Below are 18,055 nucleotides of genomic sequence, written 5' to 3'. Positions count from 1 at the left end.
TCTGGTTGGCCTCCGTATCAGAACTTTAAATGTTCCGTGCGTACATTCATTGCCAAACCGTTAGGCAATTGTACACGTACACCCTCTTTCGCTATTTCTAGCACTGTCGCATCCATCACGCTACTTCCAACGTTAACTTTCAGCGATTGACCTACAGTAAGCACTGAGATGTCTTTGACTGGGGTTAACTTTTCAGTATTTTGGCGTGGCGCTTTGCGAGGCGCTTGATTAGCTTGCTTTTGAGGGCGAGGCTGTCGTTTTTCACCGTCTTTAGGTGCTTGACGACGAGGATTTGGCTTTTTCGCTGCCGGACGTTTACTGGTCTCCTTATCACCTTCAGCTTCGCGCTTTTTAGCACGTTGCTCAGCTCGTTGAGCTTGAACGCGCGCTTTCGCTTCGGCTAATTGTGTACGAGCATGTGCAATATGCTCTGCTTCCAGCTCTCCGCAGTCGTTACCATTCAAGTCGACACGTTTAGCCCCTTCTTTTACACCATAAAGGTAGCGCCAACTTGAGGTATACAAGCGTAAGGCAGAACGTAACTGTGTCTTACTCAGCTGAGTTTCATCTTTTAGATGCTCAACGAGATCTTGAAAAATACCGACTTTCAAAGGGCGTGCTTCACCCTCAGCGATAAAACACTTAGGGAAACGTTCCGCTAAAAAAGCGATGATTTCTTTACTACTGTTCAACTTAGGTTGATTTTCCATGAAATTTCCTGATTACAACGGTTTTGCCAACCAGCGCAGGCATGAACAAGCGACATTATAATAGTGTTGTCAACAATTTCTACGGCAAACGCCTGTTATCTTACACAAAATTCACAATATTTTGCGGTATGACACGTTTTTAAATGCTCGCAGAGCACGTCACACAACGCTTTAAGCCCATTTTCATCTTTTTTATCAAAACGACCAAAAATAGGGCTATCGATATCGAGAACGCCGATAATTTGTCCATTTACCTCTAAAGGTAGAACAATTTCAGACTGACTTGCACTATCACATGCAATGTGTCCACTAAATTGGTGCACATCATTAACTCTTAGAATTTTGTTTTCTGAGAATGCCGTTCCGCAGACTCCTTTTCCAAAACCAATCCTGACACAAGCCACTTTACCTTGGAAAGGACCAAGAACTAATGAGTTACCATCATTAAGATAAAATCCGACCCAATTTATCTTGTCTAACTTCTCGTAAATCAATGCACTGGTATTAGCAAGTGATGCGATAAAGTCATTTTCACCAGACAACAAGGCTGACAAATTATCAGTGAGTTCCTGATAAAAATTTAATTGTGGCATCAGAAGATCCTATTTGCATAACGAAAGCATAACTAAAATAGATAACATATCTTGTAATTTAGCTTATTTTATCTTGAGGTTGAATACAGACTTTTCAATAAGTCTACAAAAAAACGATAATACACACTAAAAGCGCACAAAAAAAATCAGATACTTATTATTGTAAAATGAAAAGCGTAAATATAATAAAAATGGTAATTTGTGACCCACTGAGTATAGAGGTTTTTTTTGGGCTTAAGCTAGGATAAGCGAGAAGAAAGACCAAATAGGCGGATAAATGAGCGATTTAGTCACCAAAGAAAGCAAATCAATACATTGTCAGGAGTGTGACCACCTCGTATCACTTCCTACAGACCTCAAGCGCGGCGAAGACGCCTATTGCCCACAATGTCAAGCCAAGTTAGCGACCTATCGTGATTGGTCATTAACTCGGCTATTAATTCTTTCTATCACCATGCTGATATTCGCGTCTATCGCTTTTACTCAACCTCTTATCAAGATCCATTTATTAGGGACCATGATATCAGCCAATGTTCTTGACGGTATTCGCTTAATGTCACAACAAGGCTCTCCATTAACGGCAACAATGGTTGCCTTTTGTGCCGTTGCCGCTCCTCTTAGTCTACCCATTGCCATTTTATATCTCCATTTAGGGGCTCGTTTACATCTAAATTTACGTCCCGTGCTATTAATGTTAGGTAAGCTAAAAGAATGGGTAATGCTGGATGTTTATTTAATTGGCCTTGGTGTTGCCACCATAAAACTAGGCGATTATGCCACAATCTATATTGGTCATGGCTTAGTTGCTTTTTCAGCTTTAATGGTTTTAAGTCTATTAATGCTTATTAACATTAATATGGATCAACTATGGCAACAGTTTTATCCGCAAAAAGAGATAAAAACGAGTCCAGCAACCTGTCATGCATGTCATTACCATTTTAAAAAGCCACCTTCGAGCCATTGCCCAAGATGTAAATCTTGCTATAGTGCTCGTCAACCAATGAGTTTGCAAAAAACCTGGGCAGCACTCATTACAGCGATGATCTTGCTATTACCGGCAAATTTATTACCTATCTCAATCTTTTATTTAAATGGCCAGCGTAATGAAGACACTATTTTTTCTGGTGTTCTCTCTTTAATTAATTCAGGTAATACACCTATTGCAATTATTGTGTTTATTGCCAGTATCTTTGTGCCTTTCTTTAAGATAATCATTATGCTGGGGTTACTATTGAGCATTCATTTTAACTCACGTATTCACCCTCTATTGCGCATGAAACTTTATCGATTTGTCTCTTGGATCGGCCGATGGTCAATGCTCGACCTGTTTGTGATTGCGCTGATGATGTCATTAATTAATCGAGATCAGTTAATGACATTCACTATGGGACCTGCAGCTTTTTATTTTGGTACAGCTGTCATTCTCACTATCCTTGCCGTTGAATGGTTTGATAGTCGTTTATTATGGGATACTTATGCAACAAGAAGAAAACAACACACAGGCAACCCAAGCCGAAATACGTCGCAAACGTAAAATTTCGACTTTTTGGTTACTCCCTGTTATCGCTATTTTTATTGCGAGTTGGTTGCTTTTCCAACACTGGCAAGAAAAAGGCGTACAAATCACCATCGATTTTCAATCAGCCTCTGGTATTGTTTCAGGGAGAACACCTATCCGTTACCAAGGTGTTGATGTAGGTATTGTACAGGACGTGACGCTCAGTAATGATTTACGCCGAGTCATTGTTACCGCTGATATTCGAAAAAACCTTGCTAATGCATTACGTAAAAATACGCAATTTTGGCTTGTTACCCCAAAGGCCAGTCTTTCTGGTGTTTCGGGATTAGATGCCTTAGTGGGAGGCAACTATATCAGTATGCTTCCTGGAGATGGGGAAAAGCAGTTTCAATTTGTTGCTCAAGAGGTTCGTCCTAAAGCCAACATTGATAAAAACCAACAAATTATCACCTTAACGGCGGATAATTTAGGCTCTCTTAATGTCGACTCTCAAGTTTATTATCGCAAAGTTCCGGTCGGTAAAGTTTACAGCTATGCCATACGTCCAGATAATCAAGGTATTTTTATCGAGCTGAGTATCGATAAACAATATGCTCATCTGATCCGCCAAGATAGTCATTTTTGGAATGTATCCGGCTTTCAGGGCAACTTTAATCTAAAGAGTGGTGCTTCTATTAAAATGGAAAGTGTTTCTGCTTTAATTAATGGTGCTATTGCCTTTGATTCTCCGGAAAATAGTCCCCCAGCCCAAGAAAATCAACAATTTGTGCTACAGTCTGCCACTTCCGTGGATGCAGGCAAAGCCTTATATGGTGAAGATGGATTAATTATCTCATTAACCAGTGAAGAGAGCTGGGGTGTAGATGCCGGGCAACCTATTCTATTTAGAGGCATTACGATAGGACAAATTATTCAGCGCAACATCAGTGATGATGGGGTTATTTTCGATGCCATCATTGCACCTGAATATAAACACTATATTTACGAAAACAGCAAATTTGTCGCTAATAGCCGAATTAACGTCAATATGGGCTTAAATGGTATTGAGATCCAAGGAGCCACACCTCAAGAGTGGCTTGAAGGCGGTATCCACCTTATTCCGGGTAGCCAAGGCGCCCCTAAAGAACAATATCGCCTTTATCGCAATGATTTTTATGCTAAAGCAAGTATTGAGGGCAATGAGTTACCTGTCACTTTGACACTTAAAGCAGCTAGTCTACCGGGGATTCAAAAAGGTTCCGTGGTGCTTTACCACCAATTCCAAGTTGGAGAAATCGTCGATGTACGGCCTTTAATGGATGAATTTGATATTGATGTCCATATTTCTAAGCAATATCGTCACCTGCTTACTGAAAAGAGTGTGTTCTGGACTGAAGGTGCTGCGAAGGTTTCATTAAATGGTGCGGGATTAACGGTAGAAGCAACGCCGCTAAACCGTGCCTTAAAAGGCGCGATAAGCTTTGATAACTTTGAAAATATTAATAACAATGTTTCAAGATATAAACTTTATCCTAGCGAAACGAGTGCTAGAGCCATTGGTGCTCAAATTACTTTAAAAACCTACGATGCCAGTAAACTTTCTGAAGGAATGCCTATTCGTTATCTAGGTATTGATATCGGTCAGGTGGAAACGCTAACCCTTTCTGCAGATAAAAAAGCGGTGAGTGTATCAGCGGTACTCTACCCTGAATATGTGAAAACTTTTGCACGCTCAGGAAGCCGATTTGCGGTAGTCACCCCTGAGTTAACCGCTTCAGGCCTCGATAATTTAGATTCTCTTATTCAGCCTTATATCAAGGCAGAGCCAGGCAATGGTGGCGTATACCGCATATTTGAATTACAAACGGCAAATATTACCGACTCTCGGTATCTAGACGGCCTTAACCTTGTATTGAATGCGACTGAAGCAGGATCTGTGCAAATTGGCACACCTATCTATTATCGTGGTTTAGAAGTGGGTGCGGTAACCGGACTAGAATTAGGTAATATGTCTGACAGAGTATTGATCCACATTAGAATTAGTCAGAAATATCAATATCTGGTACGTAATAACACAGAGTTTTGGCTTTCATCAGGTTATAACTTCTCATTTGGTTTAACTGGTGGAGTATTCCGCAGCGGTACATTTAAGCAGTTTATACGTGGTGGCATTACATTTGCTACACCGCCATCAACCCCACTCCAGGCTAAAGCAAAACAAGAGCAGAATTTCATTCTCAATGCTAAAGAGCCAAAAGAGTGGAATGAATGGGGTACTGCGATACCTAAGCCATAAACGGTAATATCATCAACTTTATTTAACACATTTATTTAAAACGGATCACAAAATTTGATCCGTTTTTTTTATTGCTAAAAAATACTTTGGAAATGACTTCCATTTATACTATGCTTAAAACTGTCCGATTAAAAAGTGCTCACCATGCTGTTCACTTTTAAGCTTAAACTATGAAAGCACAACACAACATCGCATAACCTTGGAGCTATAACATGAATAAAACAACCTTAAAAATTGCTTGTTATGAAATTGAAGATGTTACTTTGAAACACTCTTCCGATAACCAACTCACTTATGTTCATATTCCATGTGATTATGATAAAGAGTTTTGTATGCAATTAGATGGATGAGATGAAAACACCAGCATTCCTGCGCAACTGAAAGATAAAAATATTCTGCTTTATCGTCATGCCTATGACAAAGAAAACCACCATTGGATTTTAAAAGTAGCCTAATCGCATGTTAAAGCATCGTAAAAAAAGCCAGGTAAATCATTTACCTGGCTTAGGGAAAAGGCTCATTGCGAGCCGTGCGCTAAAAAGTGATACTGAATGAGAAAATAGCGTGTAAAAAACTGCTTATGCCACATCTATTTCACAACCTTATTGTTAAATAATAGCTAACAATATGTAAAGATCCAGTAAACACTCCTACCACACTTCATATTCTTTATAAAAAATCAAATAACTCATTTTTTATCTTTTAAATCAAACAAATAACAAATGTGTTTTTTTTATTGCAACTCAATCAAATGATTAGTTTTTTTCACAAAGAGACAAAAATGCACTTTCTATAGCTTCCAGTGATTTTTTCTTATCAGGTGTATTGGGATCAGGAAGTAGAATACTATCAATCAGTTGAGCATTAACTTTGCCACTTTTCATTTGTTCCATGGCAATATTATTAAGTGGATATTGAGCTAAAGTTGCGGGATTAATCACAAACCAAGCACCATCTGCACGACAATTTAGCATGACTTCTTCACGGGTGAATGGCCAAGCATCACCAAACTGAAGCTTACTGACTGTTGATATTGGTGCACTGAAAGTTTGAAAAGAAAAAAGCATCAATATGCCCGCAAATAAAAAACGTTTCATGGTTATCTTCCACTTAAAAAAATAGATTAATACAAGTATATATCAATCTATACAGGTGAGTTAATCGCAAAAATGGCCACTGTCAAAATAACCATGCTACCAAGTAATAACTCAAACCAACTATTAATAAGCAACCATTGAAAGTTATTCTTCTTACGGATATGAGGCACTAATACATACCTATTCACTAATGCCAATCCTAACATCAAGGCAACAAAGGCTATTTTTAGCCATAACATACTTTGGTACTCTGAGGAAAGTTGTGTTGTCGCAGGCCAACCGGGGAGTAACATAATGGCACTCACAATCCCACTAGCTATAACCAATAAAACAGCGAAGTGACCAAATAATGAGAAGCGTTTCATGGTGGCAATAATAGGCTTGATCATGCCATCAGCTAACTCATCTTTATTACGTAAAAACTGTAGGCACACAACAAAAGGCCATAAACCACCAAACCAATACGCTCCACTAATAAGATGGATACTCTGATTTAGTTTATAAATTACGGCTTCACTACCTGTAAACATGGCACTATGGCCAATAAAAGCATGTAGCACAAGCATCAATGTTGAGATAAGTAACAGACTAATATTTCTAATGCTACGTTGATGAATAAAGAGAGCGATTAATGCGAGAGAGGATAAAACTAATTGCCATTGCCAAATTTGTCCAAAAGAGGTTCCCAATACGGCTTGCCATATTGTTAGTGACCAAGCGTCTTGCCAGCCATCTCCCATAATGCCTGATTGCACTATCATCCATAAATAAGTGGAAACAAATACAGTGATAGTGCTAATCGCCAATGCTGGACGTAAGCGTACTTGAATAAGAGGAACAAACTTTTCTTTAGCGAGAATGGCAGCCGAACAGCTCAGTCCGAACATGAACATGACTGCCACAAAATGAAAAATTCGGCATAAAATATAAACGTCTTCAGGAGTCATTATTTTACACTAAATTGATAAGAACCTTTTGTTTTGTGCCCATCGACAGAAACAACACTCCAATCTACAGAGTAGTTCCCTTCTGCTAATTCACCTTCTAATGGCAATAACAATTTTGTATTGTTAACGGGATCAAGACTTAATTTACCGACAGTAATTTCTTTACCCTCTTTATCAGTGACTTTTACTTTACTAAAGGCCAACTCAATCCCTTCAGAGAAATCGAGTGTAATCACTTTTGGTGCTTGCGCTTGTTCAATAGCCGCACCCTCTGCAGGTAATTGTGATTTTAGATGTGCGTGTGCTAAGGCTTGTTGGCATGACATGCCTAAAAATAAAACAGCGATGGCGGATAATTTGCCCCATGATGTCTTAAGTGTGTTTAATGACATAATAACCTCTTAAATTACAGGTGATTTTTCTATTTATGATAAAGAAGATTTTATAGCAAATTGACTTTAATATCTGCGCTTCTTTATCGTTGAAATAAAAGGTTGTGAACTAGCACTCAAAATATAACTTATTTAGCGCCATTTTTGTTTCAAATATCACCCTTTTTACACTTAACAAAAATATAATACTTTAATTGACACACTACACAGTTCAATACATAACCAAATAATCTAAAAGCCAAACTAAAATAGGCTATAAATCGACGACTCAAACTAGAGAATAGAAAGAACAGAAAATAGACAAAATAATAATCAGCAAAGCTTAAGAAATGATTAAATTAAAGGAGTAGAAAAATAAAAAATCGATTACGTCTATATAAAATAGTTATATGGATATGCAATATTGCACTAACTGGGTCGATAAAAAAAGCTCTACTGTGCGATTACAGTAGAGCTTATTATGTTAATCTGAGCAATGCTTATATGCACTTAACCAACCAGGTTAAAACAGCAGTATAGTTATTCTTATTATTTAAATATGCGCGGATGTAGAAAGAGCACTTAAGTCTTTATCTAACAAGAACAATGCCTTACCACCATCACCGACCATAGCAAGTTTATCCAGAATAGATTTAAATAACTTCTCTTCTTCATGTTGTTCAGCAACATACCATTGTAAGAAGTTAAATGTTGAGTAATCTTGTGTTGTCATTGCTAGGTGAGCAAGTTTATTAATTTCAGCTGTAATAAACTTCTCGTGCTCATAAGTTTTAGTAAATAAATCAGATAAAGATAAAAATTCAGCGGGTGGTGCTTCAATAGTCCCTAACAAAGGCATAGCACCTGTATCACTTAAATAATCAAATAAGCGTTGCATATGCTCCATTTCTTCACGGGAATGTGCTTTTAAAAATTTGGCAGCGCCATCAAATCCTTTATCATCGCACCAAGCGCTCATCTGCAGGTAAAGGTTAGCTGAATAAAACTCAAGATTCAGCTGTTCATTGAGTTTATTGATCATATCTTGATGTAACATATTTTACTTCCTAACCATGAAAATTAACATTATGGATATTATGCACAGCTAAAAATAAAAATATAGTAAATTTAAATATACTTTTTATATATTTTATACTTTTAGAGAGAATAAAAATAAAAACCAATCTCATTTATGATGACTTAAAAACAAATAATAATTAATGGAATTGATTATCATTAACCATTATGGCCAAAATAAATATTAACCACACACAACCAATTGTATGTAAAGGATATTTTTAGTTACACTCATTTCTTCAAAAATAAATTTTATTAAAAACAAATAAATTCACTTTTTATAGTCTTCTATTAAATTTAGTAACGCTCTAAAACTGCACACTCTAATTTATATTAAATATAATTTGTCATATGGAATATCGATATTTACTAAAAACATCAAGATATTTTCCTTTATTATTATCTTTTTTATTACGTTTTCTACCATCAATAGCAATCTTATGATAGATCAACCTTTTTACATAAAATAAATATGAATATCTCAAAAATAAAAATATTTCTATTTTTTTATACCGTTTTCTATTTGTACTGATAATATTAAGAGGTGACTGATTTTTGGTGCATATAATAACAACCCGCTAAACCCCCCAACATATAAAAGGTTAATGAGGAGCCACTATGACAAAAACTGTATTAGTTCCCATCGATTTTACTGAGCTTGGTTTATTGGATAAAGTTGTCACTCATCTCAAAGCATTAGCGATGGCCGATAAACTAAATATCCACTTTTTATCTGTTATTCCTAGCTATGAGTCCTTTGTCGGATTTGCTTTTGGCAACCAAGACCGTCTTGCCAATGATAAGCAGCGTATTGAAATTGCATTATCTACGTTAAATGATAGTTTATCTCATATTGAAATTCCCAATAGCACATCCCAATCTTATATTTCCGTAGGTAACCCACGCGACCGTATTTTAGAGACCGCAAAAAAAATCCAAGCTGATCTGATTGTGATAGGCTCACGCAACCCTGGAATGAAAACCTACTTACTAGGCTCGACAGCTTCTTCTGTTGTTAGCTATGCAGAATCTTCTGTATTAGTTGTTCGATAACTCAACTCCAAGATTTTTCCTATCAGAAGTCAGGTTACGCCAATAACCTGATTTCTTATTTTTTATCTAAATAATCGCTTTAGAATAAAATTTTATTGTCTCAAAATCTTATTCTTCCTATAAAAAAGAAATAAACATTTTAACAATAAGAATTTTATGAAAACAAACTCATATCGAGCGTAAGATAATATTTATTATACAAAACAATATATTAATAAAATGTTAATAAATTTATATTGTTTGCAAAGTTACTTTATGTAAAAATGCGTTTTTTTATGACTACAATTAAATGACCCTCTAACAGGAATTATGATGAATAAAGAATATTCTGCCAAATGGGAAGAGCGTTTTGATTTCTTCGAAAAATATGGTTCTCCTAAATCTCCAGAATACAAGGCTGCATATAAAGCACTGACTTTCGGTAAGCGTATTCTAATTGGGATGAATATCTGGGCTTTCTTCTTTGGTTTTATTTATTTTCTTATCCTTGGTTTATGGCGTAAAGCATTAACTTTATTCGGGATTAATGTTGCTATTATCATTGTGGTAAGTTTTATCGTGGAAGGACTTTCCCTAAGCCCTTCAATTCTCAATGTAGTCAGTATTGTGCTCAACTTCTTATGGGCGGCGACAGCTAATTATGCTTACTACTTAAAAGAAAAGAAAAATGATCAAGGTTGGAACCCGTTCACCGGTGTATTCTGAAAATAGATCAATAAGTTAAGTTAAATTAACATTAATCAAATTAGCAGAAAATCAGTGTTTTTTGCTACCTAAAAGGGCTCATCAGTAGCCCTTTTTTTATGGCTTAATCCTCATTTTTCACCTTTTCCCTCGCCCTTCTCACATATGAAAAATTTACCCAGCGATTTGTGATCATTTAATGAGTTAAGAATTTCACTTTAATATTAAATAAAATACAAGATTTGGCCCTAAATCAAAAACATAAATTATTTTTATAAAATAAATAATTTCACTAAAAAATAACACATAAAAAACACTTATCACTATTTATACAATATTCAATTTATCATTTGCTATATTTTAAATTTAATAACAATATTTATAACCCAGTTAAATCTTAGGGTTATTCTTTAATATGAACAACCAACAATAAATAATGCTATATTGAATAATAAATTGATAAGGAAAAGAGATGTCTGAACACTTTCAAGGTAAATTTGAAGCAGAATTGAAATACCACTTAAAACGACCTCAAGATTTTATTGATGCATTACAACTCGCTGGAGCAACTTTATTTATATCGAAAAATGATGAAACAGATTGGTATTTAGAACATCCCAATACACCTTTCCCTGCTCCCTCTATAAGTTTGTGCGTAAGAAAAATGGTCCCCTCTGGTATCAATTTATTAATTGTAAAAGGCCCAGAACAAGCCCAATGTGAAGCAGTAAAAATAGAAGATGCAGAAAAAACGGTTTCGCTGTTTAAAACATTAGGTTATCACTGTATTTTAAACTATACAAAATCCCGTCAAATCTACTTTCTAGAGCAATTTCATATCACTATCGATAAATTAGACAATCTTGGTTACTTTGCTGAATTTGCTATTATGACTGATGATGAGAGTAAACTTGCTGACTATAAATTACAGTTACATAACTTAGCATATCAATTTGGCTTTAATGATAGTGAGCAAGAGCATCATAACTATAAAACAATACTTTTAAGTAAGTTAGCTTAACTAACACGATGCACAATCTCGAGCAAATAAGATACTTGAAAAAAGCTAACATTTAATAATGCTAGCTTTTAAGCTTTTTCACTATCTCAAAAATGTTGAAACGCTGTGATCTCTTTTTTGCCATGAGCTTGTAAAAAATCAAGCACCTTTCTTGGTGATGTATTCAATATCTTCTGTTGTGGAAATTGGATCTCCGCCAATACTTCTAATACTCGCTCAAAATTCCCCAAAGATGATGCAATATGTGAATCGGAGCCAAGCGCAATTAAACCTCCGGCATCAAGCACCGCTTTCGCTATTTCAATGCAGTTTTTCTCACTTCCTACTCGAGAATGTATAAAAGAAGAATTATTCATTTCTAATGCAACATTGAACTCAGCAGCAACCTTTGCGACTTCCTTAATATCTATAGGATATTTAGGGTTTCCCGGATGGGTGATCACCTGTACTAAACCACTACTTATTGTTGCAATAAGCGCTTTAGTATTATCAACCATACCTAGTGATCCCATAACAGGATCATGAAAACCAGCGAGTACAATATCTAATTTTTTACTCATCTTCTCAGTACAGTCGATTTCACCTTTTATATTTTTGATATTTGCTTCGATGCCATAAAGAATACCAACACCATCGACCATTCTGGGGATCACCGGCAAATTTGAAAAATGCCATTCATGAGGAGCGTCATCCATATCGGGACCATGATCTGTAATCGCAAATAGCTTAATCCCTTTCTTTTTAGCTTGTTGAAAATATTCGCTAACCGTACTATAAGCATGTGTACTCGCAATGGTATGTGCATGTAAATCAACTGGATACATAAAGCTCCCCTTTTTCTGGCATACTATAACAACTGACACAATAGCCTTTTTTTTCTAAAGATAAAACCCGTTTGAGATCTTGCTATTTTGATGGTGCGTAAAGAATTACAGATAAAAACCGCTAAATATGCTTTAATCATGAGCATAAATTTTAAAATTAATTAGGCAATTTATGTTCAATTATCCAGCAACATCCCATTTTGACGAAGAAAGTGAAACTTACGAGATTACTTATCGTGATTTTGACAATATACATGCAGTGGCATATACAGAAGATGATATTGAACTAGAAGCCTCAGATATTTTACATGTAGGACTTGAAGAGTTTATTTCGAGTAAAATGCCGATCCCTATGCCTTCTGAGCCTCAATCAGGGGATTTTATTGTTTATCTTCCCCCTATTAGTTGCTTAAAAATCGCATTACATAATGCCATGTTAACAACAAAAACTAAAAAGGCAGATCTGGCAAGAAAAATGAATCTAAATAGCGCCCAAATTGAGCGTTTACTCGATATCAATCAAACTTCAAAAATCGATAGCCTAGAGCAAGCGCTTTACCTATTGGGTTATCACATTGCTATATCTGTGCATAAACAGCGCTAGTTCGATATTTTCATCTAATAAAAAGGTGGCCATAATAATTTACGCCACCTTACTATCATATAACTATCTATCATATAACTATAGAGTATACAAAATAGTATACAAAGTATGACTACTTATCATGATTAAAGTTGCTTACTCGCTAAGTATTTAGCGTGCTGAGTATAAATAGCAACGATATCTTCATTATAACCCACTAACCCTGCAACTTGGTTAACCATATCAATATGATCTTGCGCATAATCATCTTTTATCAATTTGCCTAATCGCATACTCGAGCGACCAACTAAGCCGTCATTTTGTTTTTCAGTAAAGAATGTATTTAACACACGCATTGCCGCATGAGTAGGATCCAGTAGATTCCCCTTTTCCCCAGCAATTAATCCCTGAATATAGCTACCAAAACAGTAGTAATGAACCCCATTGACGATTTCATCACCTTCACCACCAGGGGTTTTAGGTAATGCCTGTGGGTATTTGTTATTAAATTCTGTGACTTGCTCTGTTGTTAAAGACTCTAATGCGGCAATAGCATCTTGAGGATCGCCTCTATGACCAGAAAATGTTGAGATAATAGTACCAAATGCATTTAATACTTTTTCGACAATATATTCTGGGATACTGTCTTTACGCATAATGCGTCGATATAAGTCGGCTATTTCTGAACCATGATTTACACCATTAATTGAAGTTACCGAAGCAACACTATCAGGATAATTAGCCGCAACGTAACGACAAGCTAATGGCCCTTGGCTATGACCTATAAAATTCACTTTTTTCGCTTGTGTCTCTTGTAAGAGAGTCTGGACAAATTGCCACAACTGCTTGCCACGCACTTCATTTGAATTAAAGGCAGAAAGAGAAGCGGTAAAAACTTGATGCCCATCTTGCCTTAAGGCATCTGCAATACCATAAAAGTAGGGAAAACCAACAATTTCATTAAAACCAGCTAAACCATGAACTAAAACGATAGGATATTTCGTTGACATACATCCACTCCTTGGGGTTAAAAACACTTAATTAAATTGCTAACATCCTATTAGCAAATGTTGAACTCATTAGATAAATTGCAATAAACAATATTATTGCAATTCTTTATTTGCTATCAGTTTGTTTAGAATAAGCCTTAAATTACGATCGTAAAGTACTATTTTCATTTTTCTCAATAATAAATATCAATTCGGCCATAATTAACATCCCTTCCACAATGCCTTCTGCTTTTTTGAGTTTTTTTCCGATATAAGTATCAGAGCATCGATGCGCTTGTGCTAATTGAATAAATGTTTGTCCAAATACATAGTAATCGACTAGTAATTCATAATCTTTTTTATGATTTTTTAGTAGTTTACTCATACATACCGAGACTATGATGCCTTGGCGATCAGTACAGGCTTTTCTTAATTTAACACGTATTGGCACATTTTCACGTTTATTTATTGTTAATGTATTGATATATAAATTATTATTTACAACCCATGAGCCCCAGGCTTCCATCAGTTTTGATATTTTTTGCATATAAACATCCTGTTTATCTTTCTAAAATACACTATATGATCACACTGTTTTTTTATACAGTCTTTGTAATGTATAAATATAGTTATTTATCTAAAAAATACAATAGAAATAATAAAATTAAATATCAATATATAAATAGAAAAATAGCTAAAAATAATATTTCTAGCTATTAAAATAATATAAATTATATCATAATTTTTGCATCAAAAATTAGATAGATATAAATTAATTTATTATGGAAGTGTTTCTTCTGGACGCAAAGTGAGTACTTCATACCCATCAGCAGTAACTAAAATAGTATGTTCTGATTGTGCCGATAATTTTTTATCACGGGTGACTACAGTCCAACCATCTTTTTTGGTTTTTATTTTGTGTCCACCTTGGTTAATCATCGGTTCAATGGTAAAGGTCATCCCTTCTTTTAGTACAACACCTTGTCCTCGAATACCATAATGTAATACTTGAGGGGCTTCGTGCATTTCTCGACCAATCCCGTGTCCACAATACTCTCTTACAACACTATACCCATGACTTTGTGCAAAGCTTTGGATTGCATGACCGATATCACCGAGTGTTGCACCAGGTTTAACTTCTTTGATACCTTCCCACATCGCTTGGTAAGTTGTTTTGACTAATCTTCTTGCTATAGGTGAGGCATCTGGCATCACATACATCTTGCTAGAATCAGCAATAAAACCATTTTTTTCTAGTGTAATATCGACATTAATAATATCTTTACTTTTTAATAGCTCATCGGCTTTAGGAACACCATGGCATACTACCTCATTAATTGAAGTATTAAGTACATATTCATAGCCATATTGCCCTTTGCTTGCAGGTCTCGATTGCAGATCATGAGTAATAAAATCATCTACTTTATCGTTAATTTCTAATGTGGAAACACCTGGCACAATAAAATCATCAAGCATTGTAAAAACTTGGGCTAATAAACGACCTGATTCACGCATTAATTCAATTTCCTCAGGGGTTTTAATCGTAATTTTATCCATATTAATCTCCTTTATATTTACTTATGCTCTTGTTTTATTGCTTCTTTTTCTAACATTTCATTAATAATCATTGGAAACGTTTTTTCTGGATTTAATTCTGCTTGAATACCAATTTTTATCCAAAACTCTGCTTGTGCATTAACTGATCGAGACATCACATTACTTGCTTTACGAAGATACTCATGTAGCTCATCAGAAATTTTTACAATACCCACACTTAACCCTTATATACGAATTATAATAAAACATATATATTATATAATAAAAGTAATCTATTTAGCTTGCAATGACCAGATAGTGCTTCTATTTGGATTTATGTGCTTAAATCTGCATAAATGCGTATCAGTTATTAAAATAGCAACACAAAGTAACCTGATAAGTTATAAAAGAGGTCGATAGATATTGATTGATCTTTGATGCGGCTTTATTTTGATGTTTTCTCTTTTCGATTATAATTGTAATATCTTGTCCTCCTTTACTTGTTCTCTTTCTTTGCTAGCACTGCTTATTTTTCGCCTTTCTCCCTCTGAAAATTTCTGCATTCAGCCCTCAATCATTTAAAGTCAAAATATATTATTTAAGGAATTACTATGTCCCAAAAACCTTGCCGTATTATTTTAACCGGAGGTCCAGGCTCTGGTAAAAGCACTATTATCAATAAGTTAAGAAGAAATGGCTACTCTTGCTCAATAGAAGCAGGTAGAGCCATTATTCAAGATCAAAGTCATATTGGTGGTTCAGCCCTTCCTTGGATTGATCCGCTCGCTTTTGCTGAGTTAATGTTAAGCTGGGAGCTACGATCATGGCATGATGCATCCAATATAGATGATAACAGCAAACCTTATTTTTATGACCGAGGCATACCGGATATAGCAGGTTATTTACACTTTTGTGAGCGTCCTATTCCCCAACATCTTGAAAACGCAATAAGGCTATATAGATATTCTACAACCGTGTTTATTGCTCCACCATGGAAAGAAATTTACTTACAAGATAAAGAGCGCCAACAGACATTTGATGAAGCCGTAGCAACTTATCAAGCGATGCTGGCGATATATAGACAGTATAATTATACCTTAATTGAATTACCCAAAGCCGATGTTAACCAAAGAGTAAAATTTATTATAAACAACATAACATCGCTATCTTAGCTTAGCGCTTATATTGACTATACCATCAAGGACAAAAAATAGACTCTCCTTGATGGTATTATTTAATATGAGGCAATAATTTTTAAATCTGGTTTTTCTCCTCGCATAATAGCTCTTTGCTGTTCATGCACCGCTTCATTAATTGCCTTTTGTTCTTCAACTGTTCGCGTATTCTTTCCACAAACTAATGTTGAACAAACCGGATATCCTATATTATGCGTTCTAGAAGTGCCAATTCCGACACTCATTTGCTCGGTACAGCCAATTAAAAACATAAATGGTATTAACAAAAAAATTGGGCGCATAGTCTTCCTAAAACATAAAGGTTAAATTTAATATGCATCAAAAACATATTTTGGTCTGTAGCTCCACTTAACTTCAACTTCTTGTTTATCTTTATTCCATACAGGTATCGCTTCTGGCAGAATAATCATTGACTGATCATTCTTTCTTATACGTTGTTCCTTTTTATAGGAATATTCGCTATTAGTAGATGTGGTTGGCTCTTCAAATCCAAATTTAAATAATTGATTGAATTTCTGTTTTTCCTCCTTGGCTTGCATTTCAAAACGAGATTGTTTTGATAACATAAATGTGGGATAACGACTTTCATCGTGGTGATATTGAACAGTAGGAGTCGCTATCTCTGTTGCCACCTTTTCTATAGAGCCAGATGTATTCCTCTCTTTATCAACACAACCAACAACTACAAATAGAGCTAAAATTAGAATAAAAGACCAATTCATATCTTAAATAGGAGCAATAAATAGATGTAAATAATTATTCCATAAAATTTATAGACGACAAAATGAATTACAATTATTTCATATAAAAAGCATTCTTTATTCAAGTAACAAGAATATATAAAATAATAATATAAATAGATGGGTTATGGCGGGATAATTATCTTGATTAGAGATTGTAATATTAAGTAAAAAAGAAATATTTCCACAAAAAACAAGAAAGAAATAGTTTATATTAAAATAATATTAAGATGACCATATAATAACACTGGTTATTATATGGTCATTGTTACATTGGAAAATTTTAAATTTGAAATAAAAATAAAGCCTTATTATTTTCTAAACATAAGACTTTAATTAAATCTATTTTTTATTGACCAGCAGACATTTTTTTCATTTGCTCTAAAGAATCTAAAGCTTGTTTACAGGTGCTTTCTTGAACATCTTTAGGTAATGCAGCAAATTGTTCTTTTGATTGAGCATATTGCGCTTTCATTGTTTCTGCTTGTGCTTTAGTTGCATCATTTTGTTCCATTAATGCGACATAGGCATCAGTTTCTTTAAAATAATCTTCGCAAGATTTTGTTAATTCAGCCGAAACAGCAACAGAAGATAATGATAATAAACCTAGTGCTAAAATAATATTTTTCATAAATATCCTATATTTTGTAATTAATAAAAAAATGACACCTGCGTCTTGAATTTTCATTATCGCAAAGAAAATTAAAATTAGGATAAGGATAATCTTAATTGCCATTATATTTCTGTATGAATATCAGATAAAAAAATAATAATTAACAACTAAAACTGGTATATTTATAAAAAAACATCTCTTTATAAAAACCTAAATAAAATTTAACT

Annotated in this window: 21 protein-coding genes and 1 pseudogene; 8 read left to right on the top strand and 14 right to left on the bottom strand. The window is 34.8% G+C overall.

Translation table 11 applies throughout. The features are described 5' to 3' along the window. Positions 1-17 precede the first annotated feature (17 nt). Together proQ and ACYUCW_RS10905 are read right to left on the bottom strand one after the other, a co-directional pair. Positions 18-710, bottom strand: coding sequence for an RNA chaperone ProQ (gene proQ / locus ACYUCW_RS10910; RefSeq protein ID WP_004242572.1), 693 nt, complete (start codon positions 708-710; stop codon positions 18-20). 95 nt (positions 711-805) lie between these two features. Continuing rightward, positions 806-1,303: a GAF domain-containing protein gene (locus ACYUCW_RS10905; RefSeq protein WP_004242571.1), complete on the bottom strand. Its 498-nt coding sequence runs from the start codon at positions 1,301-1,303 to the stop codon at positions 806-808. Between the two features lie 277 nt (positions 1,304-1,580). Between ACYUCW_RS10905 and ACYUCW_RS10900 the strand changes: the two genes are divergently transcribed. From ACYUCW_RS10900 to ACYUCW_RS10890, 3 genes and pseudogenes are all read left to right on the top strand, one after another. After that, positions 1,581-2,837 (top strand): membrane integrity lipid transport subunit YebS, encoded by a 1,257-nt coding sequence (locus ACYUCW_RS10900; RefSeq protein WP_004242569.1) that lies wholly within the window; start codon positions 1,581-1,583, stop codon positions 2,835-2,837. Then, on the top strand, positions 2,779-5,097 hold the full coding sequence (locus tag ACYUCW_RS10895) for a PqiB family protein (protein ID WP_004242568.1): 2,319 nt from the start codon (positions 2,779-2,781) through the stop codon (positions 5,095-5,097). The genes ACYUCW_RS10900 and ACYUCW_RS10895 overlap by 59 nt, the downstream gene beginning before the upstream one ends. 212 nt (positions 5,098-5,309) lie before the next feature. Next, positions 5,310-5,552 (top strand): annotated as a pseudogene (locus tag ACYUCW_RS10890) (DUF1480 family protein). Positions 5,553-5,852: 300 nt separating this feature from the next. On the opposite strand, the gene ACYUCW_RS10885 reads toward ACYUCW_RS10890, so the two are convergent. The 4 genes from ACYUCW_RS10885 to ftnA form a co-directional block, all read right to left on the bottom strand. Next, positions 5,853-6,194 carry a YebY family protein gene (locus ACYUCW_RS10885; protein WP_004242565.1) on the bottom strand — a complete coding sequence of 114 codons (342 nt, stop codon included), beginning with the start codon at positions 6,192-6,194 and terminating at the stop codon, positions 5,853-5,855. Between the two features lie 47 nt (positions 6,195-6,241). Further along, positions 6,242-7,141 (bottom strand): copper homeostasis membrane protein CopD, encoded by a 900-nt coding sequence (gene copD / locus ACYUCW_RS10880; RefSeq protein ID WP_004251471.1) that lies wholly within the window; start codon positions 7,139-7,141, stop codon positions 6,242-6,244. Beyond that, on the bottom strand, positions 7,141-7,533 hold the full coding sequence (gene copC / locus ACYUCW_RS10875; protein ID WP_004242563.1) for a copper homeostasis periplasmic binding protein CopC: 393 nt from the start codon (positions 7,531-7,533) through the stop codon (positions 7,141-7,143). Before copC ends, copD begins: the two co-directional genes overlap by 1 nt. A 532-nt stretch (positions 7,534-8,065) precedes the next feature. Then, positions 8,066-8,569, bottom strand: a complete 504-nt coding sequence (ftnA, locus tag ACYUCW_RS10870; protein ID WP_004242561.1) for a non-heme ferritin — start codon at positions 8,567-8,569, stop codon at positions 8,066-8,068. A gap of 638 nt (positions 8,570-9,207) precedes the next feature. Here ftnA and ACYUCW_RS10865 point away from each other — a divergent pair. The 3 genes from ACYUCW_RS10865 to cyaB all read left to right on the top strand — a co-directional run bounded on the left by ACYUCW_RS10865 (position 9,208) and on the right by cyaB (position 11,347). Next, positions 9,208-9,642, top strand: coding sequence for a universal stress protein (locus tag ACYUCW_RS10865; RefSeq protein ID WP_004242557.1), 435 nt, complete (start codon positions 9,208-9,210; stop codon positions 9,640-9,642). A 309-nt stretch (positions 9,643-9,951) separates the two neighbouring features. Continuing rightward, complete coding sequence (locus ACYUCW_RS10860; RefSeq protein ID WP_004242555.1) at positions 9,952-10,347, top strand: DUF2628 domain-containing protein; 396 nt, start codon at positions 9,952-9,954, stop codon at positions 10,345-10,347. Between the two features lie 451 nt (positions 10,348-10,798). Then, positions 10,799-11,347, top strand: coding sequence for a class IV adenylate cyclase (cyaB, locus tag ACYUCW_RS10855; RefSeq protein WP_163748771.1), 549 nt, complete (start codon positions 10,799-10,801; stop codon positions 11,345-11,347). An 86-nt stretch (positions 11,348-11,433) separates the two neighbouring features. On the opposite strand, the gene ACYUCW_RS10850 is transcribed toward cyaB, so the two are convergent. Beyond that, positions 11,434-12,171 carry a phosphatase gene (locus tag ACYUCW_RS10850; RefSeq protein ID WP_004242553.1) on the bottom strand — a complete coding sequence of 246 codons (738 nt, stop codon included), beginning with the start codon at positions 12,169-12,171 and terminating at the stop codon, positions 11,434-11,436. Between the two features lie 172 nt (positions 12,172-12,343). Between ACYUCW_RS10850 and ACYUCW_RS10845 the strand changes: the two genes are divergently transcribed. Further along, positions 12,344-12,775, top strand: coding sequence for a type II toxin-antitoxin system HicB family antitoxin (locus ACYUCW_RS10845; RefSeq protein WP_004247923.1), 432 nt, complete (start codon positions 12,344-12,346; stop codon positions 12,773-12,775). 125 nt (positions 12,776-12,900) lie between these two features. On the opposite strand, the gene ACYUCW_RS10840 is transcribed toward ACYUCW_RS10845, so the two are convergent. The 4 genes from ACYUCW_RS10840 to ACYUCW_RS10825 form a co-directional block, all read right to left on the bottom strand. Beyond that, a complete protein-coding gene (locus ACYUCW_RS10840; protein ID WP_004247922.1) occupies positions 12,901-13,764 on the bottom strand; it encodes a lipase family alpha/beta hydrolase in 864 nt (287 codons plus the stop codon). Between the two features lie 142 nt (positions 13,765-13,906). After that, positions 13,907-14,290 carry an antiterminator Q family protein gene (locus ACYUCW_RS10835; protein WP_004242548.1) on the bottom strand — a complete coding sequence of 128 codons (384 nt, stop codon included), beginning with the start codon at positions 14,288-14,290 and terminating at the stop codon, positions 13,907-13,909. 233 nt (positions 14,291-14,523) lie between these two features. Next, positions 14,524-15,300: a type I methionyl aminopeptidase gene (gene map, locus ACYUCW_RS10830; protein WP_004242544.1), complete on the bottom strand. Its 777-nt coding sequence runs from the start codon at positions 15,298-15,300 to the stop codon at positions 14,524-14,526. 17 nt (positions 15,301-15,317) lie between these two features. Next, positions 15,318-15,515, bottom strand: a complete 198-nt coding sequence (locus tag ACYUCW_RS10825) for a ParD-like family protein (protein WP_004242542.1) — start codon at positions 15,513-15,515, stop codon at positions 15,318-15,320. Between the two features lie 375 nt (positions 15,516-15,890). Here ACYUCW_RS10825 and ACYUCW_RS10820 point away from each other — a divergent pair, with 375 nt between their 5' ends. Further along, positions 15,891-16,451 (top strand): AAA family ATPase, encoded by a 561-nt coding sequence (locus ACYUCW_RS10820; RefSeq protein ID WP_004242541.1) that lies wholly within the window; start codon positions 15,891-15,893, stop codon positions 16,449-16,451. Positions 16,452-16,513: 62 nt separating this feature from the next. Here ACYUCW_RS10820 and ACYUCW_RS10815 read toward each other — a convergent pair whose 3' ends face one another. The 3 genes from ACYUCW_RS10815 to ACYUCW_RS10805 all read right to left on the bottom strand — a co-directional run bounded on the left by ACYUCW_RS10815 (position 16,514) and on the right by ACYUCW_RS10805 (position 17,951). Beyond that, a complete protein-coding gene (locus tag ACYUCW_RS10815) occupies positions 16,514-16,756 on the bottom strand; it encodes a hypothetical protein (protein ID WP_004251481.1) in 243 nt (80 codons plus the stop codon). A 27-nt stretch (positions 16,757-16,783) separates the two neighbouring features. After that, positions 16,784-17,197: a hypothetical protein gene (locus ACYUCW_RS10810; protein WP_004242537.1), complete on the bottom strand. Its 414-nt coding sequence runs from the start codon at positions 17,195-17,197 to the stop codon at positions 16,784-16,786. A 367-nt stretch (positions 17,198-17,564) separates the two neighbouring features. Beyond that, positions 17,565-17,951 (bottom strand): DUF5339 domain-containing protein, encoded by a 387-nt coding sequence (locus ACYUCW_RS10805; RefSeq protein ID WP_460408579.1) that lies wholly within the window; start codon positions 17,949-17,951, stop codon positions 17,565-17,567. Positions 17,952-18,055: the final 104 nt, after the last annotated feature.

Source organism: Proteus sp. MB838 (assembly GCF_054767435.1).
Note: the sequence above shows the minus strand (reverse complement) of the source record. Positions and strands in the feature narration are given on the sequence as shown.

What these genes read in the sequence shown, in the direction of transcription:
- ACYUCW_RS10850 (WP_004242553.1), bottom strand. Translation starts at nt 12,171, where the DNA reads ATGTATCCAGTTGATTTACATGCACATACCATTGCGAGTACACATGCT.
- ACYUCW_RS10885 (WP_004242565.1), bottom strand. Translation starts at nt 6,194, where the DNA reads ATGAAACGTTTTTTATTTGCGGGCATATTGATGCTTTTTTCTTTTCAA.
- ACYUCW_RS10820 (WP_004242541.1), top strand. Translation starts at nt 15,891, where the DNA reads ATGTCCCAAAAACCTTGCCGTATTATTTTAACCGGAGGTCCAGGCTCT.
- proQ (WP_004242572.1), bottom strand. Translation starts at nt 710, where the DNA reads ATGGAAAATCAACCTAAGTTGAACAGTAGTAAAGAAATCATCGCTTTT.
- ACYUCW_RS10895 (WP_004242568.1), top strand. Translation starts at nt 2,779, where the DNA reads ATGCAACAAGAAGAAAACAACACACAGGCAACCCAAGCCGAAATACGT.
- copD (WP_004251471.1), bottom strand. Translation starts at nt 7,141, where the DNA reads ATGACTCCTGAAGACGTTTATATTTTATGCCGAATTTTTCATTTTGTG.
- ACYUCW_RS10905 (WP_004242571.1), bottom strand. Translation starts at nt 1,303, where the DNA reads ATGCCACAATTAAATTTTTATCAGGAACTCACTGATAATTTGTCAGCC.
- ACYUCW_RS10810 (WP_004242537.1), bottom strand. Translation starts at nt 17,197, where the DNA reads ATGAATTGGTCTTTTATTCTAATTTTAGCTCTATTTGTAGTTGTTGGT.
- ACYUCW_RS10840 (WP_004247922.1), bottom strand. Translation starts at nt 13,764, where the DNA reads ATGTCAACGAAATATCCTATCGTTTTAGTTCATGGTTTAGCTGGTTTT.
- ACYUCW_RS10805 (WP_460408579.1), bottom strand. Translation starts at nt 17,951, where the DNA reads ATGGCAATTAAGATTATCCTTATCCTAATTTTAATTTTCTTTGCGATA.
- ftnA (WP_004242561.1), bottom strand. Translation starts at nt 8,569, where the DNA reads ATGTTACATCAAGATATGATCAATAAACTCAATGAACAGCTGAATCTT.
- ACYUCW_RS10900 (WP_004242569.1), top strand. Translation starts at nt 1,581, where the DNA reads ATGAGCGATTTAGTCACCAAAGAAAGCAAATCAATACATTGTCAGGAG.
- ACYUCW_RS10835 (WP_004242548.1), bottom strand. Translation starts at nt 14,290, where the DNA reads ATGCAAAAAATATCAAAACTGATGGAAGCCTGGGGCTCATGGGTTGTA.
- cyaB (WP_163748771.1), top strand. Translation starts at nt 10,799, where the DNA reads ATGTCTGAACACTTTCAAGGTAAATTTGAAGCAGAATTGAAATACCAC.
- ACYUCW_RS10860 (WP_004242555.1), top strand. Translation starts at nt 9,952, where the DNA reads ATGATGAATAAAGAATATTCTGCCAAATGGGAAGAGCGTTTTGATTTC.
- ACYUCW_RS10815 (WP_004251481.1), bottom strand. Translation starts at nt 16,756, where the DNA reads ATGCGCCCAATTTTTTTGTTAATACCATTTATGTTTTTAATTGGCTGT.
- ACYUCW_RS10845 (WP_004247923.1), top strand. Translation starts at nt 12,344, where the DNA reads ATGTTCAATTATCCAGCAACATCCCATTTTGACGAAGAAAGTGAAACT.
- copC (WP_004242563.1), bottom strand. Translation starts at nt 7,533, where the DNA reads ATGTCATTAAACACACTTAAGACATCATGGGGCAAATTATCCGCCATC.
- map (WP_004242544.1), bottom strand. Translation starts at nt 15,300, where the DNA reads ATGGATAAAATTACGATTAAAACCCCTGAGGAAATTGAATTAATGCGT.
- ACYUCW_RS10865 (WP_004242557.1), top strand. Translation starts at nt 9,208, where the DNA reads ATGACAAAAACTGTATTAGTTCCCATCGATTTTACTGAGCTTGGTTTA.